This is a genomic window from Nevskia soli DSM 19509, assembly GCF_000711955.1.
In the GTDB taxonomy this organism is placed as follows: Bacteria; Pseudomonadota; Gammaproteobacteria; order Nevskiales; family Nevskiaceae; genus Nevskia; species Nevskia soli.
Map to the genome: position 1 here is coordinate 12,551 of NZ_JONR01000033.1, position 15,879 is coordinate 28,429.

A 15,879-nucleotide genomic window follows, 5' to 3' on the forward strand; every position below is an offset into this window, starting at 1 on the left:
GAAGTATAAGAGAAGCCAGCGCTTCCCTGCGCCCGCAAAAACCGGCGGGGCAGGCTGGATATCGCTTCGACCACCCGCGCTCCGTGTATCGCGGATTCGCGGCTGACGATGCGAATCCGCCGAGCCGGCTACCGGGGCAAGTTTCGCGCCGCCCGGCCGCGAAAGGTACAATCGCGTCCCTACGCTGTATTTGCGCGCCCCTCGCGCCGCCTGAACCCCATGAGCACGCCTGCAGAACAAGCGGCCCTGCGCCGCACTTTCGCCATCATCTCGCATCCGGACGCGGGCAAGACCACGCTGACCGAAAAGCTGCTGCTGTTCGGCGGCGCGATCCAGCTCGCCGGCACGGTGAAGGGCCGCAAGGCCAGCCGCCACGCCACCTCCGACTGGATGGCGCTGGAACAGCAGCGCGGCATCTCCATCACCACCTCGGTGATGCAGTTCCCGTATCGCGGCAAGATCATCAACCTGCTCGATACGCCGGGCCACGAGGACTTCTCCGAAGACACCTACCGCACCCTGACGGCGGTGGACTCGGCGCTGATGGTGATCGACGCCGCCAAGGGCGTGGAGCCGCGCACCATCAAGCTGATGGAGATCTGCCGCCTGCGCGACACGCCGATCATCACCTTCATCAACAAGCTGGACCGCGACGGCCACAGCCCGATGGAGCTGCTGGACGAGGTGGAGAAGGTGCTGGGCATCCAGTGCGCGCCGATCACCTGGCCGGTGGGCATGGGCCGCGACTTCAAGGGCGTCTACCACCTGATGGAAGACCGCTTCTACCTGTATTCCGGCGACAAGCATCGCATCAGCGAGATCGAAGTGGTGGACGGCCTGCGCGCACCGGGCATGGCCGAGCGTTTCGGCCAGTCCTACCAGACGCTGCTGGACGAGATCGACCTGCTGCAGATGGCCGGCACCGGCTTCGACATGGACCTGTACCGCGCCGCCAAGCTGACTCCTGTGTTCTTTGGCGCGGCGATCAACAACTTCGGCGTGCGCGAGCTGCTCAACGCCTTCGTCGAATGGGCGCCCTCGCCGCTGCCGCGCGAGGCCACGCCGCGCCGGGTGCTGCCGGAGGAGCCCAAGTTCAGCGGCTTCGTCTTCAAGATCCAGGCGAACATGGATCCCAAGCACCGCGACCGCGTGGCCTTCCTGCGCGTCTGCTCCGGCAGCTACCGCAAGGGCATGCAGCTATACAGCGTGCGCCTCGGCGCGCCGGTGCGCGTGGCCAATGCGCTGACCTTCATGGCGGCGGACCGCGAAGCCGTGGAAGAAGCCTTCCCCGGCGACATCGTCGGCCTGCACAACCACGGCACCATCGCCATCGGCGATTCCTTCACCGAGGGCGAGACCCTGCGCTTCACCGGCATCCCGAATTTCGCGCCGGAGCTGTTCCGCCGCGTGATCCTGAAGGATCCGCTGCGCGCCAAGCAGCTCAACAAGGGCCTGGACCAGCTGTGCGAGGAAGGCGCCACCCAGGTGTACCGGCCGCTGGTCAACAACGACATCATCCTCGGCGCGGTCGGCGTGCTGCAGTTCGACGTGGTGCAATACCGTCTGCGCGACGAGTACGGTGTGGAGGCGGTATTCGAGGGCGGCAACATCCATTCGGCCCGCTGGGTGACCTGCGACGATCCGAAAAAGCTGAAGGATTTCAAAGACAAGAACGACGCCCGCCTGGCGCTGGACCATTCCGGCCACCTGGTCTACCTGGCTTCCAGCTCGGTCAACCTGCAGATGGCGATGGAGCGCGCCCCGGACGTGCGCTTCCTTGACACGCGGGAGCAAGGCGAGCACGAATAGAGGGGTCTGGCCAGGCGAAGGAAACGCCTACTTTGACGCCAGCCTCAATGCAGGCGGCAGACAGCATCCGTTCAGTTTGCGGGTGCTAGATTGCCGCCACCTGCCACTTCTCAAAGGGAGAGTCACCGTGTTCAAGAAAACCTTGGTAATGCTCAGCTTCGTCACCCTGGCCGCCTGCGGCCCCTCGCAGACGCCGCCCCCGCCCGCCGAACAGGCCGCCCCGCCTCCGGCTGCCGCGCCTGCCGCCGCGCCCGCTCCGGCCCCGGCCCCGGTTGCGGCCGCTCCGGCTCCGGCCCCCGCCGCGCCGTCCGCCAACGACCAGGAACTGGCCAAGATCAAGGCCGAGCAGCGCAAGCTGGCGCGCCAGCAGGCCGCGCTCGCCGCGCAGCAGCAGCAGGCGCAGCAGCAGGCCCAGGCGGCCCCCCCGCCGCCGCCCGCCTGCCAGGACTGCGGTGTGGTCTCCTCCATCACCCCGATCAAGAAGGCCGGTGAAGCCGGCTGGGTCGGCACCCTCGGCGGCGCCGCTGCGGGTGGCCTCGCGGGCAACCAGTTCGGCAAGGGCAAGGGCAACACCGCCATGACCGTGGTCGGCGTGCTCGGCGGCGCCCTGGCGGGCCGCGAAGTGCAGAAGGCCGCGACCTCCAGCACCGTGTACCAGGTGGCGGTGAACATGGAGACCGGCGGCCAGCGCGTGGTCACCATCAACAGCGCCGAGGGCCTGGCCCCCGGCACGCGCGTCCACGTCGACGGCAACAACCTGCAGCCGTACTAAGCCGGCAGGCTGAAAGCAAAAGCCCGGGCACTGCCCGGGCTTTTTTGTGGGCGGGGCCCAATCGCCGCGCCGGCTCAGAATTTGATCCGCGCCCAGGTCCGGCCACGCCATAGTGAGATCAGAATCAGATCCTGCGTCAGGCGGTAGGCCGTCATCAGCGCCCAGATCGGCCCCAGGCCAAGACCCAGCAACGGGCCGAGCAGGTAGGCCAGCGGCAGGAACAGGCCCCATTGCAGGCCCACCGACAGCAGCATCACCGCGCGGCTGGCGCCGACGCCGAGCAGGGCCTGCATCAGGATGAAGCCGAGGCCGTCGAGCAGCACGCCGGCGCCGATCAGGCGCAGCGGCAGCGCGCCGATCTCCACCAGGTGGGCAGTGGCGCTCGCATCGTGCTCGCTGCCGAAGAACACCCGCAGCACCGGCCCGGTGAGCAGCAGCATCGGCAGCGCCATCAGCGCGAACACCCACCAGCTGGCCTTGTACACATCCCAGGCCCAGCGGTAGGCGTCGCCAGGGTCGTGCCGTCCCAGGGCCTGGCCGCAGAAGGTGGCGGCGGCGAGGCCGAAGCCCATGCCGGGCAGCACCGCGGTGAGGGTGATGTTGACCAGTACATTGCTCACCGCCAGCTCGTCGGTGCCGATCTGGCCGATGATCCAGAACAGCACCACGAAGCCGCCCGAGAACAGCAATTGCTGCGCGCAGGTGGGCAGGCCCAGGCGCAGCAAATCACCGAGTTGCGCCCGCGTCGGCAGCCGGGCGAAGAAGCCGGCCGGCCGCGCCTGGCTCCAGGCCATGGCGCAGTAGGCCAGGCTGCCGCAGATGACGCTGATCACGCTGGCCAGGCCCGCGCCGCGCACGCCCAGTGCCGGCAGGCCGAGCTTGCCGAAGATCAGCAGCCAGTCGAGCAGGATGTTCAGCGTGCACATGCAGAACAGCGTGATCAAGTAGAAGCGCGTCTTCTTCACCGCGCTCCAGTAGCCGCGGAAGGAGAAGTTGATGCCCACCGCGGCCACGCCGACCAGGCGGCATTGCAGGTAGATGCTGCCCTGCCGCACCACCTCGGGATCGTGATTGAGCCTGGCGAAGATCCACGGCGCCGCGAGGAACAGCACGATGGACAGCGGCATGCCAATGAGCAGGGACAGGAAGATGCCGCCGTTCAGCGGCACTGCCGTCTCGCCCAACCGCCCTTCGCCGTAGCGCCGCGCCGCCATCGCCTGCACCGCGGAGGACAGGCCGGTGATGGCGGAGAAGGACATGAAGTTGATGAAGCTGCCCAGGCCTACGCCCGCCAGCGCCGCCGGCCCGAGATGGCTGACCATGGCGGTGTCCACCAGGTTGAGCACGTTCTGCGAGGACATGGCGCCGATGATCGGCAAGGCCAGCGCCCATACCTCGCGCGTGCGCCGGGCGGAGGTGGGCTTGAGGGAGATTGCGGCGTCGGCGGTCATCGGCGTCGCTTATGGTTTGTGCGTAGTGCCACAGCGCAGTGTTGAATCGTCATTCCGGTTTGCGCCGGCATGACGTCTTTCTGTTACCGCTTTGTCTTGTCTTCCTCTTCCGCCACATTGATCACCGCCGCCGCCATCTGGAACGGCCGCGCGCCCAACAGGGCGGCGAGCGCCGGCGGCAGATGACGCTTGTCGATCTGCAGTAACGACACCTGGGCGAACCCGGGCCGCGCGCCCATGGCGCTGCCGGCCCAGGACTGCGTCAGCGGCGCATCGTTCTTCGCATCGCTCAGCTTGGGCTCGATGCCCAGCGCCCGCAGGCGGGCGGTTTCCGGCAGCAGCGCGCCGGCGCCGTCGGCGAGATCGGCGGTGGAAGCGCGCAGCTCGATCCAGGAATTGAAGTCATGCCGCAGCAACGGCTCGGCCACCGCGCGCAGCAGGGGATTGTCGAGACGGCGCTTGAGCCACTGGCCGACGCGTTGCACCGGCAGCATCTCGCGCGAATGGCCGGGCCCGGACTCAGCCACCGGCGGCGCCTCGCCATCCGCGCCCAAGGCCGGCGCCAGCGCGCTGGCGAAATTGGCCTGCCAGTGCGCGCGTAGATGCAGGCGCTCGCCATCGCCTTGCGGTTCGCTGTGCATTTCCACGTTGATCCGCCACAGCGGCTTGCCCGGACGCAGCCCGGGGATTTCCGCGGACAGCGTGTAACGCTCGCCGCCGGCCGTGCCGGCGACATCGCCCTTGCTGCCGGCGGCGCGCAAACGACTTAGGATGGGCAACTTCATGACCGGGACCCACGGCAAATCATGACCCCATCATACCGCTTCGTCGTCACCGGACGCGTCCAGGGCGTCGGTTTCCGCGCCTCCGCCCAGGGCAAAGCCCTGTTCCTCGGCCTGCGCGGCTGGATCCGCAACCGCGACGACGGCGCCGTGGAAGGCCTGGTCGGCGGCGACAATGAGACCGACCTGCAGGCTTTTCGCGATTTCCTGTCGAAGGGTTCGCCCGCCGCACAGGTGGAGCAGTTCGAATGGAGCGAAACCAGCGAACCGGCGGAAGATGGGTTTCTGGTCAAGCGCTAGGACAGGATGTCTGTCGGCTTTTGATTTGGCTTTTGACGTTCCCCCGTTGCCTGCGCCGAGCATCGGAGTCCGCGGCGACATGGGCTCGCGCCTGTTTGGCGCGAGGCGAGGCAGGATGCCGAAGCGTTTTCAGACAGGCCAGGGATGGCCTGTCTGAAAACCCCGCCGCGGGCGAGAAGCGCAGGGTGAGGGCCTGTTGGAGTGACTCAATGTCACTCCAACAGGCCCGAACGCCCGGCCATGGATGGCCGGGCCGGGGGGGGGGAACAGCAATGAAGTCTCGCCAGGGACGGCAAAGATGAACTCGAAAGCGAAATGTGGGCGCAGGCTCCGGGGCGGCGCTTCTTTGGTTACTTTCTTGTCGCTGGAGACAAGAAAGTAACCCGCCTTCAAGGCGGAACCGCAATTTCAATCTGCGACTTAAACGCCTCGCGCGCTAGCGCGTACACCGAGATTTCAGAGCGAGCGATAGGACCTCGGTTGGGTATCCAAGTTGAGTTCATCCGGCACCCAAGTTCACCGAAGCCTGGATTCCGGCTTTCGCCGGAATGACGATGGAGGATGGTTCAGCGCCGGCCCCTCCCTCGATACAAATCGCTTCGCGATTCACTCGGGACATTCGGAGAAGCACACCCGCTGCGCGGGCACTCGGGGCGAACGGAGGGTGGTGCTGCTCAGATGAGAAACGGCCTCTCCCCACACATGGGGAGAGGCCGTCAGTAACTAAGCTCAGCGCGACGTCAGATCCTTGTAATCCCGCACCGGCGAGCCCACATAGACCTGCCGCGGACGGCCGATCTTGAGGCCGCCCGGCTCGGACACCATCTCCGACCAGTGCGCCACCCAGCCGACGGTACGCGCGATGGCGAACATCGGCGTGAACATGTTGACCGGAATGCCGAGCGCCTTGTAGATGATGCCGGAGTAGAAGTCGACGTTCGGGTAGAGCTTGCGATCCTTGAAGTAATCGTCGGTGAGCGCGATGCGCTCCAGCTCCAGCGCCAACTCCAGCTGCGGATCGTTTTCCTTGCCCAGGTGCTTGAGCACCTTGTGGCACTGCTCGCGGATGATGGTCGCGCGCGGGTCGAAGTTCTTGTAGACGCGGTGGCCGAAGCCCATCAGGCGCACGCCGCTGTTCTTGTCCTTGACCTTGGTCAGGAAGGCCGGAACGTTCTTGACGGTGCCGATCTCGCCCAGCATCTTCAGCACGGCCTCGTTGGCGCCGCCATGGGCGGGGCCCCACAGGGCGGCGATGCCGCTGGCCACGGCGGCGTACGGATTGCAGCCGGTGGAGCCGGCCAGGCGCACGGTCGAGGTCGAGGCGTTCTGCTCGTGGTCGGCATGCAGGATGAACAGGATGTCCAGGGCCTTGGCCGCGATCGGATCGACGTGGTACGGCTCGGCCGGCACGGCGAACATCATGTAGAGCAGGTTCGAACAGTAGTCGAGGTGGTTCTGCGGGTACATGAAGGGCTGGCCGAAGTACTTCTTGTAGGCGGCCGCGGCGATGGTCGGGATCTTGGCGATCATGCGGTGCGCGAAGATCTCGCGCTGCCGCTCGTCCTTGTTGTTGGTGGTGTCGTGGTAGAACGCGGACAGCGAGCCGACGATGCCGGTCAGCATGGCCATCGGGTGCGCGTCGTAGCGGAACCCGTCGAAGAAGCGCCGCAGCGACTCGTTGATCATGGTGTGGCGGCGGATGGAGGCTTCGAATTCCTCCAGCTGGCCCTTGTTGGGCAGCTCGCCGTTGAGGATCAGGTAGGCCACCTCGATGAAGCTGGAGTGGGCGGCCAGCTGCTCGATCGGGTAACCGCGGTACAGCAGCACGCCCTTGTCGCCGTCGATGTAGGTGATGGCGCTCTTGGTGGAGCAGGTCGAGGTGAACCCCGGGTCATAGGTGAACAGGTCCATCTTGTCGTAGACCTTGCCAACATCGGCGCCGGCCGGGCCCAATGTGCCCTTGACCAGCGGCAATTCGACTTTTTCACCGGTTTCGTTGTTGAGCAGGCTGTAGCTGTTCGTCATGACCGCACTCTCCGTCAAATTCTGCAGGGAATCGGGTTGCCGCACTGCCGCAAATATCGCCCGCAGCAACACGTCGGGCGCAGGGTGTAGGGCGTTTAAGTCGCGCAAGCATAACGAGTTTCACCCATACGCCGCCAGATGGCAGCGGCGTAAACCTCCCTTCCGGAAATCGTCATGGCCGCTCCGGAGGCTCCTGAAAAGTCGCATGATCCGGGGATTTGAAACAAAAAAGCCGCCCGAAGGCGGCTTTTTGGCGAAGAAGCGTACAGATCAGGCAGTGGCAGCGGTCTTGGTGTAGCGCTTCTTGAACTTGTCGACGCGGCCGCCGGCGTCCATCACCTTCTGCTTGCCGGTGTAGAACGGGTGGCACTTCGAGCAGACTTCGATCTGCAGATCGTGGCCGATCGTCGAGCGGGTCAGGAACTTGTTCCCGCAGCTGCAGGAGACATTCACTTCAACGTAATTCGGATGGATATCTGCTTTCATGATGGGTTCTCGTCAAGTCCGGGCCCCGGAATCCAAGGGCGGAAACCGATAGGCACAGAAGAAGGGTCGCGAAGTCTACCCGAACAGCCCCCCGGAAGCAAGGAAATTTCGATCTCCGTCAATCGCTTTCCGGCTCGACCTCGACGGTGTATTCCTCGCCGTTGTCGGCCACCGTCAGATGCACGGTCATGGGCCGGCAGCACACGGAGCAGTCCTCGGTATAAGTCTGCGAGCCGGCGCTGAGGTCCACGGTCAGCTCGATGCTTTCCCAGCAGGCCGGGCAGGTGACGGTGGTCTCTTCGATCATGGGGACTTGTTACCGGTTATTCGAGCTATTCCAGGAATTCGCGCAGCAGGGCATTGAGGTGGGCGCGGCCGAAGACGCTGGCGCGAATGTGGCCGCCCTCCTCCTCGATTAGACCCTTTTTCCGCGCCTGGTTCAGTGCCGCATCGAGCACTGTGGCCCGCAGCCCGGTGCGGCGCTCGAATTCGGCTAGGCTGAAGCCCTGGTTGAGGCGCAGGGTGTTCATGGCGAATTCGAACGGAAGTTCACTCGCCGCCACGGTCCTTTCCTCCTGGATCGCCGCGGCCCCGCCGGCGCCCTCCAGGTAGCTGCGCGGGTGCTTGTGCCGGGCGCGGCGGACGATGCCGCCGGCGCCGCTGAGTTTGCCGTGGGCGCCGGCGCCAATGCCGAGGTAGTCGCCGAACTCCCAGTAGTTGCGATTGTGGCGGCACTGGCGGCCGGCACTGGCATAGGCCGAAACCTCGTATTGCGCGTAGCCCTGTTCGGCCAGCAGGGCTTGGCCGGCCAGCTGCATGGTCCAGGCGGCCTCGTCGTCCGGCAGCACCGGCGGATGGGCGGCGAACTCGGTATTCGGCTCCAGCGTCAGCTGGTAATAGGACAGGTGCTCCGGCGCCAGCGCGCAAGCGGCGCGCAGATCGGCCAGGGCTTCGTCCGGCGTCTGTTGCGGCAGGGCGAACATCAGGTCCAGGTTGATGTTGTCGAAGCCGGCGTCACGCGCGGTGCGGTAGGCGGCGATGGCCTCCTCGCGGCCGTGAATACGGCCCAGGCGCTTGAGCTGGACGTCGTCCAGGCTCTGCACGCCGATCGACAGGCGGTTGACCCCGGCGGCGCGGTATTCGCGGAAATTGCCGGCGTCGGCGGTGCCGGGATTGGCTTCCAGGGTGATCTCGATATCCGGCGCGAACGGCAGGCGCGCCGCCATCGCCTCGAGCACGCGGCCGATGGCGCGGCCAGAGAACAGGCTGGGGGTACCGCCGCCGGCGAAGATGCTTCCTACGGGAGGCGAGAGGCGGGAGGCGAGAGGCGCAACAGCGAGTTCGTAATCGAGATCGCGGATCAGTGCGTCGACGTAACGGTCTTCTTCAATATCGCCGCGTACGGCATGCGAGTTGAAGTCGCAGTACGGACATTTGCGCACGCACCAGGGGAAATGCAGATAGAGCGACAGCGGAATGTCGCCAAGAGACGCTTTGGCTTCATCACGCTTATCGCCTCCCGCCTCCCGCCTCACAGCTTCACCCCGCATCATGAATCATCGAATACAGGTGCCGCGCCGCCTTGCCGCGATGGCTGACGCGGTTCTTCACCTCGGCGTCCAGTTCGGCGGCGCTGCGCTTGAGGTCCGGCACCAGGAACAACGGGTCATAGCCGAAGCCGTGGGTGCCGCGCGGGTTGTGCAGGATGGTGCCGCGCCAGCTGCCCTGGGCGATCAGCGGGGTGGCGTCCTCGGCGTGGCGCAGGTAGACCATCAGGCAGACGAAGCGGGCGCCGCGGCGCTCGTCGGGAATGTTCTTCAGCGCGGCCAGCAGTTTCTGGTTGTTGTCGGCATCGCTGGCGCCCTCGCCGGCATAGCGCGCCGAGCGTACGCCGGGAGCGCCCTCCAGTTCGGCCACTTCCAGCCCGGAATCGTCGGCGATGGCCGGCAGTCCGGAAACCAGGGCCGCATGGCGGGCCTTGATCAGGGCGTTCTCGACGAAGGTCGAAGCGGTCTCCTCCGCCGCGTCGTCGCAGAACTCCGCCACCGAACGCAGCTTCCAGCCGAGCGGCGCGAACAGCGCCTGCATCTCGGCGAACTTGCCGTCGTTGCGGCTGGCGAGGACGACTTCCGTGGCCATGGGGATAGCGCCCAGGGCCTAACCGGCCAGCGCCTCGTTCTGCGCCTTGACCAGGTCGGCGATGCCCTTGGCGGCGAGGTCGAGCATGGCGTCCAGCTCCTCGCGGCGGAAGGCGTGGCCTTCGGCGGTACCCTGAACTTCCACGAACTGGCCGGCTTCGTTCATCACCACGTTCATGTCGGTCTCGCAGTCGGAGTCCTCGACGTAGTCCAGATCCAGCACCGGCTGGCCGCGGTAGATGCCCACCGAGATCGCCGCCACTTGGCCATGCAGGGGATTGGTCTTGATCTGGCCGCGCTTGCGCATGGCGTTGACCGCCTCGACCAGGGCGACGTAGCCGCCGGTGATGCTGGCGGTGCGGGTGCCGCCGTCGGCCTGCAATACGTCACAGTCGATGGTGATGGTGAAGTTGCCGAGGGCGCTCAGGTCCAGCACCGAACGCAGCGAGCGGCCGATCAGGCGCTGGATCTCCTGGCTGCGGCCGTTCTGCTTGCCCTGCGCGGCTTCGCGCTTGCTGCGCGTATGGGTGGCGCGCGGCAGCATGCCGTACTCGGCGGTGAGCCAGCCGCCGCCGTGCTCCTTGCGCCAGGCCGGGGCGCGCTCTTCCACGCTGGCGGTGCACAGCACGCGGGTATCGCCGAAGCTGACCAGGACCGAGCCTTCCGCGTGCTTGGTGAACTGCCGCTGGATGGTAATGGGACGAAGCTGATCGGCATTGCGGCCGGAGGGACGGGTCGACATGGGGATTACGCAGGTGGGACGCGGCACCGGGGCGGCAAATCCAGTCTGCGCTGGATGACTCGGGTGCCCGGGGTGAAGCCGCGTCTTGAAGCTCAGGTGGAGGTTTGAGCGCCCAGTATACCCTTCGCCCAATTTCTCCATGGCATGCGCCACCCCAGCAGTACCAGCAGAATCCCCAGGTAAATCATGGGTTCCGTCTCGTCCTTCTTCACCAACCAGACGAAATGGAAGCAGGCCAGCAGCGCCGCCGGGTAGATCAGGCGGTGCAGGCTCTTCCAGCGGCGCTTGAGGCGGCGTTGCCAGCCGTCGGTGGAGGTGATGGCCAGCGGCAGCAGGAACAACCAGCAGGAAAAACCCAGGGTGATCCAGGTGCGCTTGACCAGGTCCTCGCCCAGCTTGGGCAAGGACAGCTCCAGGTCGAACACCAGGTACATGGCGAAGTGCGCGCACATGTAGAAATAAGCGAACAGGCCCAGGGTGCGGCGCAACTGGATCGGCTCCGGCCGGCCTGTGAGCTGGCGCAGCGGCGTCATCGCCAGGGTCAGCAGCAGGATCTGCAGGGCGCGGCTGCCGGTGCCGTGTTCCAGCGTTTCCACCGGGTTGGGGCCGAGATGACCGATATAGGTGAGCCAGCCCAATTGCGCGGCCGGAGCCAGGCACAACAGCCAGGTGGCGAGCTTCAGCCAGCGCAATGGGGTCATGGACATGGCCGGCTCAGTAGAAAGCGCGCAGGTCCAGCCCGGAATACAGCGAAGCCACTTCCGGATAGCCGTTGAACAGCAGCGTCGGCCGCTTGAACAACTCACCCAGGCGGCGCTCGGTCTTCTGGCTCCAGCGCGGGTGGTCGACATTCGGATTGACGTTGGCGTAGAAGCCGTACTCATCCGGCGCCGACAGGTTCCAGGTGGTTTGCGGCGCCTGCTCGGTGAACTCGATGCCGACGATGGACTTGATGCTCTTGAAGCCGTATTTCCAGGGCAGGGTCAGGCGCAGCGGCGCGCCGTTCTGGTTGGGCAGGTTCCTGCCGTACAGGCCCATGGAGAGGAAGGCCAGGGGGTGCATGGCCTCGTCGATGCGCAGGCCCTCGCGGTAGGGCCAGGGCAGGACGCGACCGGCCTGGGGCATCTGCTTGGCGTCGTAGAGCGTGCTGAAACTGACGTATTTGGCCCGGGAATTGGGCTTGAAGCGGGCCAGGAACGGGCCCAGGGCGAAGCCGTCCCAGGGCACCACGATGCTCCAGCCTTCGACGCAGCGGTGGCGGTAGACGCGCTCTTCCAGCGGAAACAGCTTGAGCAGATCGTCGATACCGACCTGGCCCGGCGCGTCGCATTCCCCGCCCACCGCCACCGACCAGGGCCGCGTCTTCAGGGTATTCGCATACTGGGCCGGTTCGTCCTTGCCGGTGCCGAATTCGTAGTAATTGTTGTAGTGGGTCACGTCCTGGTAGGGCGTGGGCGCCTCCTTGCCGGCCATGTCGGTCTTCCGGTCGAGCTTGAAGTCGGCGCCGGCGGCCGCAGCTTGATCGGCAGGGCTCGCGGCGGCGGGCAGCGCCGCCTTGGCCGCGTCGCCGGCCTTGCCGCAGCCGGCCGTAGCCAGGCCGATGGCGGTCATTCCCAGCTGCGCCAGGAAACGGCGACGGTCGCGGTACACCCCTTCCGGGGTGATTTCGGACGGCTGAATCGGATGCTGCGGGCGGACTCGGATCAACATGGTGCAACTCCATTCTCAATGTGCCGGGCCGGATATGGCGCCGGTTTCGCGGGCAAAACAGGTGCTGGCCGAGCGTCTGACCGCAGCGGACCCCGGCGGTTCACGGCTAACATAGCCCGCATACGCTCGAACATAACTTACGGACGCAAGGACATGCAGGTCGAAGAACTGGCGGAAACTTTCGAGATGCTGGGCGACTGGGAGGAGCGCTACCGCTACCTCATCGAGCTCGGCCGCAAGCTGCCGCCGCTGCCCGAGGCCGAGCACAACGAGGCCAACAAAGTGCGCGGCTGCATGAGCCAGGTGTGGATGACCGCCCGCACCGAGCCGGGGCCGCCGCTGAAACTGCACTTTGCCGGTGATTCCGACGCGCATATCGTCAAGGGCCTGATCGCCGTGCTGTTCATGCTCTGCTCCGACCGCACCCCGCGAGAAATCCTCGATACCGACATCAACAGCGCCTTCGCCCGCCTGGGCCTGGACAGCAATCTGAGCATGAACCGGCGCAACGGTTTCTACTCCATGGTGGAGCGGATCAAGCTGCTGGCCACACAAGCTGTCAACGAGACAGCCTAGAATCGGGGATTCAGGCCGGAATCCGGGAACAGGGGGACGCAACATGCCGATCGGAAGCGTATTACTCGTGGTACTGGTGGTTTTCGTCGCCGTGACGCTGTTCCGCAGCATCGTCATCGTCGGCCAGGGCATGCAGTACACGGTCGAGCGCTTCGGCCGCTACAAGGAAACCATCAAGCCTGGCCTGCACCTGCTGGTGCCGTGGTCGGACCGGGTCGGCCGCCGCCTGTCGATGATGGAGCAGGTGCTGGACGTGCCGAGCCAGGAAGTGATCACCAAGGACAATGCCATGGTCGGCGTCGACGGCGTGGTGTTCTTCCAGATCCTCGACGCGGCGCGCGCCGCCTACGAGGTGCAGAACCTGCAATACGCCATCCTCAACCTGACCATGACCAATCTGCGCACGGTGATGGGTTCGATGGACCTGGACGAACTGCTGTCGCAGCGCGACCACATCAACTCGCGCCTGCTCACCGTGGTCGACCAGGCCACCTCGCCCTGGGGCGTGAAGCTGACCCGCATCGAGATCAAGGACATCCGCCCGCCGGCCGACCTGATCGATTCGATGGGCCGGCAGATGAAGGCCGAGCGCGACAAGCGCGCCTCGATCCTCGAAGCCGAGGGCGCGCGGCAGTCGGCCATCCTCAAGGCCGAGGGCGCACGCCAGGCCGAGATCCTCGCCGCCGAAGGCGAGAAGCAGAAGCGCATCCTCGAAGCCGAGGGCCTCAAGGAAGCCGCCTTCCGCGAAGCCGAGGCGCGCGAGCGTTCGGCCGAGGCGGAAGCCAAGGCGACGCAGGTGGTGTCCGATGCCATCACCAAGGGCAGCCCGCAGGCCATCAACTACTTCGTCGCGCTGAAATACGTGGAAGCCCTCAAGATCATCGGTGCGGCGCCGAACCAGAAGCTGGTGCTGATGCCGCTGGAAGCGGCCAGCGTGATCGGGGCCATCGGCGGCATCGCCGAACTGACCAAGCAGACCATGCAAGGCAAGCCGTGAGCCTGCATCCCGCCCTGCAATTAGTGTTCTGGCACTGGTGGCTGGTCGGCCTGGCGCTGATGATCGTCGAGGCCTTCCTGCCCGGCGCCTTCTTCCTGTGGATGGGCATTTCCGCGCTGGTGGTCGGCACCCTGCTGTGGGCCGCGCCGGGCCTCGGCATCGTGTTCCAGGTGGCGCTGTTCGCGGCCGTCGCCATCGGCTCGGTGCTGGCCTGGCGGCGGCTGCGGCCGCAGAAGAATGCCCAGGTCGCGGTCAACGGCCTCAATGACCGCAGCAGCTTGTACACCGGCCGTACATTCACCCTCGAAGCGCCGATCGTCAACGGCATCGGCCGGGTCCGCGTCGACGATGGCCAGTGGCGCGTCGCCGGCCCGGATCTGCCCGCCGGCAGCTGCGTGCGCGTGATCGCGGTGGAGGGCGCAACCCTGAGAGTGGAGAAAGCCGATTAACACCAGCAGCAAAGTCGAAGACCAGGCACCTGAATCGCCGGCCGAACGCGTCCGCGAAACCATCTACACCTTCGGCGAGGAGCTGGCGCACGGCCTCACCCATGGCATCGGCGCGCTGCTGTCCATCGCCGGGCTGACCATCCTCGTCGCCAAGGCGGCGGTGTGGGGACACGCGCGGGACATCACCGCCGCCGCCATTTTCGGCAGCGCGCTGGTGCTGATGTATACCGCCAGCACCCTGTTCCACAGCATCCCGCTGCCCGCCACCAAGCGCGTGCTGCGCGTCATCGACCACAGCCTGATCTACGTGCTGATCGCCGGCACCTATACGCCGTTCACCCTGCTGGCGCTGAACGGCTGGCTCGGCTGGAGCCTGTTCGGCTTCACCTGGGGCCTGGCCCTGGTCGGCATCGTCTTCAAGATCTTCACCACCGGCCGCTTCGAGGCATTGTCGCTGGTGATCTACCTGCTGATGGGCTGGTGCGGCGTGGTCGCGGCCAAGCCGCTGATCCACAGCATGGAAACCAACGGCCTGTGGTGGCTGCTGGCCGGCGGCCTGAGTTACAGCTTCGGCGTGATTTTCTACGCCTGGGAACAGCTGCGCTATCACCACGCCATCTGGCATGCCTTCGTGCTCGCCGGCAGCGTCTGCCATTACTTCTCGGTGCTGTTCTACGTGCTTCCCGGGCCGCACTGACCAACCGCGACGAGGAGCCGCATGGGCAAAGACAAGTCTCAGGTACGGGAGAAAAACCTGTTCCGGGCGGTGGACAGCCCCTACCTGGTGCCCGCCGACGGCCGTTTCAGGCTGGCGAAGTCACCGACCAAACCGCCCAAGGACGCTCCGGGCAAGGATGCCACGAAGGACGAGTTGGCCCGGCTGGTCGGCAAGCTCGACGAATTGCAGCACATGTTCTACGCCTACGACCATCGCGCCCTGCTGCTGATCTTCCAGGCGATGGATGCGGCCGGCAAGGATTCGACCATCCGCGCCGTGCTGTCCGGCGTGAATCCGGCCGGCTGCCAGGTGTATTCGTTCAAGCAGCCGAGCAAGGAAGAACTGGAGCACGACTTCCTCTGGCGCACCAATGTGCGGCTGCCGGAACGCGGCCGCATCGGCGTGTTCAATCGCAGCTACTACGAGGAGGTGCTGATCGCCCGGGTGCATCCCGAATTGCTTGAGCCGCAGCACTTGCCGCGCGGGTTCGACCCCAAGGAAATCTGGCCGCAACGCTATGCCTCGATCCGCGACATGGAGAAGCACCTGGCGCGCAACGGCACGGTGATCCTCAAATTCTGGCTCAACGTCTCCTGGGAGGAGCAGCGCCAGCGTTTCCTGGCGCGGCTGGAAGAACCGGAGAAGAACTGGAAGTTCGAAAGCGGCGATGTGGCCGAGCGCGCCTACTGGAAGGACTACATGCGCGCCTACCAGGACGCACTGAACGAGACGTCCCGGCCCTGGGCGCCGTGGTATGCCATCCCTGCCGACGACAAGCCGCACATGCGCGCCGCCGTGGCGGATATCGTCGTGCGCACCCTGGAAAGCCTGAACCTCAAATACCCCAAACCCGCCACGGCCGAGCGCGCCACTTTCAACAAGCTCAAGAAGCAACTCGAGGCCGAAGGCGGCTGACGCCCCATC

The 15,879-nt window shown here is 65.8% G+C and carries 18 protein-coding genes; 8 read left to right on the forward strand and 10 right to left on the reverse strand.

What is annotated here, in order from left to right:
• The first annotated feature begins 219 nt into the window (after positions 1-219).
• Both BP26_RS0116715 and BP26_RS27745 read left to right on the forward strand, forming a co-directional pair.
• Positions 220-1,809, forward strand: coding sequence for a peptide chain release factor 3 (locus BP26_RS0116715; RefSeq protein WP_029921713.1), 1,590 nt, complete (start codon positions 220-222; stop codon positions 1,807-1,809).
• Positions 1,810-1,936: 127 nt separating this feature from the next.
• On the forward strand, positions 1,937-2,581 hold the full coding sequence (locus BP26_RS27745; RefSeq protein WP_157572573.1) for a glycine zipper 2TM domain-containing protein: 645 nt from the start codon (positions 1,937-1,939) through the stop codon (positions 2,579-2,581).
• A 74-nt stretch (positions 2,582-2,655) separates the two neighbouring features.
• Here BP26_RS27745 and BP26_RS0116725 read toward each other — a convergent pair whose 3' ends face one another.
• Positions 2,656-4,032 (reverse strand): MATE family efflux transporter, encoded by a 1,377-nt coding sequence (locus tag BP26_RS0116725; protein WP_051749077.1) that lies wholly within the window; start codon positions 4,030-4,032, stop codon positions 2,656-2,658.
• Positions 4,033-4,115: 83 nt separating this feature from the next.
• The gene (locus BP26_RS0116730) at positions 4,116-4,817 is read right to left on the reverse strand and encodes a hypothetical protein (RefSeq protein ID WP_157572574.1); all 702 of its coding nucleotides are present in this window, start codon (positions 4,815-4,817) and stop codon (positions 4,116-4,118) included.
• A 21-nt stretch (positions 4,818-4,838) separates the two neighbouring features.
• Between BP26_RS0116730 and BP26_RS0116735 the strand changes: the two genes are divergently transcribed.
• Entirely contained in the window at positions 4,839-5,114 is a 276-nt protein-coding gene (locus tag BP26_RS0116735; protein WP_029921717.1) for an acylphosphatase, read from the forward strand.
• A 729-nt stretch (positions 5,115-5,843) separates the two neighbouring features.
• On the opposite strand, the gene BP26_RS0116740 is transcribed toward BP26_RS0116735, so the two are convergent.
• The 8 genes from BP26_RS0116740 to msrP all read right to left on the reverse strand — a co-directional run bounded on the left by BP26_RS0116740 (position 5,844) and on the right by msrP (position 12,209).
• Complete coding sequence (locus BP26_RS0116740; protein WP_029921718.1) at positions 5,844-7,139, reverse strand: citrate synthase; 1,296 nt, start codon at positions 7,137-7,139, stop codon at positions 5,844-5,846.
• 270 nt (positions 7,140-7,409) lie between these two features.
• Positions 7,410-7,625 (reverse strand): 50S ribosomal protein L31, encoded by a 216-nt coding sequence (gene rpmE / locus BP26_RS0116745; protein WP_029921719.1) that lies wholly within the window; start codon positions 7,623-7,625, stop codon positions 7,410-7,412.
• 118 nt (positions 7,626-7,743) lie between these two features.
• Positions 7,744-7,932, reverse strand: a complete 189-nt coding sequence (locus BP26_RS0116750) for a CPXCG motif-containing cysteine-rich protein (RefSeq protein WP_029921720.1) — start codon at positions 7,930-7,932, stop codon at positions 7,744-7,746.
• Positions 7,933-7,957: 25 nt separating this feature from the next.
• Positions 7,958-9,175: a radical SAM family heme chaperone HemW gene (hemW, locus tag BP26_RS0116755; protein ID WP_084183168.1), complete on the reverse strand. Its 1,218-nt coding sequence runs from the start codon at positions 9,173-9,175 to the stop codon at positions 7,958-7,960.
• Positions 9,165-9,764, reverse strand: a complete 600-nt coding sequence (gene rdgB, locus BP26_RS0116760) for an RdgB/HAM1 family non-canonical purine NTP pyrophosphatase (protein WP_029921722.1) — start codon at positions 9,762-9,764, stop codon at positions 9,165-9,167. The genes hemW and rdgB overlap by 11 nt, the downstream gene beginning before the upstream one ends.
• Before the next feature lie 18 nt (positions 9,765-9,782).
• Entirely contained in the window at positions 9,783-10,505 is a 723-nt protein-coding gene (gene rph, locus BP26_RS0116765; protein ID WP_029921723.1) for a ribonuclease PH, read from the reverse strand.
• 92 nt (positions 10,506-10,597) lie between these two features.
• Entirely contained in the window at positions 10,598-11,212 is a 615-nt protein-coding gene (gene msrQ, locus BP26_RS0116770) for a protein-methionine-sulfoxide reductase heme-binding subunit MsrQ (RefSeq protein WP_051749078.1), read from the reverse strand.
• Positions 11,213-11,219: 7 nt separating this feature from the next.
• A complete protein-coding gene (msrP, locus tag BP26_RS0116775) occupies positions 11,220-12,209 on the reverse strand; it encodes a protein-methionine-sulfoxide reductase catalytic subunit MsrP (RefSeq protein ID WP_436233353.1) in 990 nt (329 codons plus the stop codon).
• 159 nt (positions 12,210-12,368) lie between these two features.
• Here msrP and BP26_RS0116780 point away from each other — a divergent pair, with 159 nt between their 5' ends.
• The 5 genes from BP26_RS0116780 to BP26_RS0116800 all read left to right on the forward strand — a co-directional run bounded on the left by BP26_RS0116780 (position 12,369) and on the right by BP26_RS0116800 (position 15,870).
• The gene (locus tag BP26_RS0116780) at positions 12,369-12,791 is read left to right on the forward strand and encodes a SufE family protein (protein ID WP_029921726.1); all 423 of its coding nucleotides are present in this window, start codon (positions 12,369-12,371) and stop codon (positions 12,789-12,791) included.
• A 43-nt stretch (positions 12,792-12,834) separates the two neighbouring features.
• Positions 12,835-13,788, forward strand: coding sequence for an SPFH domain-containing protein (locus BP26_RS0116785; protein WP_029921727.1), 954 nt, complete (start codon positions 12,835-12,837; stop codon positions 13,786-13,788).
• Positions 13,785-14,237, forward strand: coding sequence for an NfeD family protein (locus BP26_RS0116790; protein ID WP_245611828.1), 453 nt, complete (start codon positions 13,785-13,787; stop codon positions 14,235-14,237). Before BP26_RS0116785 ends, BP26_RS0116790 begins: the two co-directional genes overlap by 4 nt.
• 82 nt (positions 14,238-14,319) lie before the next feature.
• Entirely contained in the window at positions 14,320-14,934 is a 615-nt protein-coding gene (gene trhA, locus BP26_RS0116795) for a PAQR family membrane homeostasis protein TrhA (protein ID WP_366518049.1), read from the forward strand.
• 21 nt (positions 14,935-14,955) lie between these two features.
• Positions 14,956-15,870, forward strand: coding sequence for a polyphosphate kinase 2 family protein (locus BP26_RS0116800; protein ID WP_029921730.1), 915 nt, complete (start codon positions 14,956-14,958; stop codon positions 15,868-15,870).
• The last annotated feature ends 9 nt before the right edge of the window (positions 15,871-15,879 follow it).

Bases quoted from the DNA above. Each gene is read 5' to 3' on its own strand.
- BP26_RS0116715 (WP_029921713.1), top strand. From the start codon at position 220: ATGAGCACGCCTGCAGAACAAGCGGCCCTGCGCCGCACTTTCGCCATC.
- BP26_RS0116725 (WP_051749077.1), bottom strand. From the start codon at position 4,032: ATGACCGCCGACGCCGCAATCTCCCTCAAGCCCACCTCCGCCCGGCGC.
- BP26_RS0116730 (WP_157572574.1), bottom strand. From the start codon at position 4,817: ATGAAGTTGCCCATCCTAAGTCGTTTGCGCGCCGCCGGCAGCAAGGGC.
- BP26_RS0116735 (WP_029921717.1), top strand. From the start codon at position 4,839: ATGACCCCATCATACCGCTTCGTCGTCACCGGACGCGTCCAGGGCGTC.
- BP26_RS0116740 (WP_029921718.1), bottom strand. From the start codon at position 7,139: ATGACGAACAGCTACAGCCTGCTCAACAACGAAACCGGTGAAAAAGTC.
- rpmE (WP_029921719.1), bottom strand. From the start codon at position 7,625: ATGAAAGCAGATATCCATCCGAATTACGTTGAAGTGAATGTCTCCTGC.
- BP26_RS0116750 (WP_029921720.1), bottom strand. From the start codon at position 7,932: ATGATCGAAGAGACCACCGTCACCTGCCCGGCCTGCTGGGAAAGCATC.
- hemW (WP_084183168.1), bottom strand. From the start codon at position 9,175: ATGCGGGGTGAAGCTGTGAGGCGGGAGGCGGGAGGCGATAAGCGTGAT.
- rdgB (WP_029921722.1), bottom strand. From the start codon at position 9,764: ATGGCCACGGAAGTCGTCCTCGCCAGCCGCAACGACGGCAAGTTCGCC.
- rph (WP_029921723.1), bottom strand. From the start codon at position 10,505: ATGTCGACCCGTCCCTCCGGCCGCAATGCCGATCAGCTTCGTCCCATT.
- msrQ (WP_051749078.1), bottom strand. From the start codon at position 11,212: ATGTCCATGACCCCATTGCGCTGGCTGAAGCTCGCCACCTGGCTGTTG.
- BP26_RS0116780 (WP_029921726.1), top strand. From the start codon at position 12,369: ATGCAGGTCGAAGAACTGGCGGAAACTTTCGAGATGCTGGGCGACTGG.
- BP26_RS0116785 (WP_029921727.1), top strand. From the start codon at position 12,835: ATGCCGATCGGAAGCGTATTACTCGTGGTACTGGTGGTTTTCGTCGCC.
- BP26_RS0116800 (WP_029921730.1), top strand. From the start codon at position 14,956: ATGGGCAAAGACAAGTCTCAGGTACGGGAGAAAAACCTGTTCCGGGCG.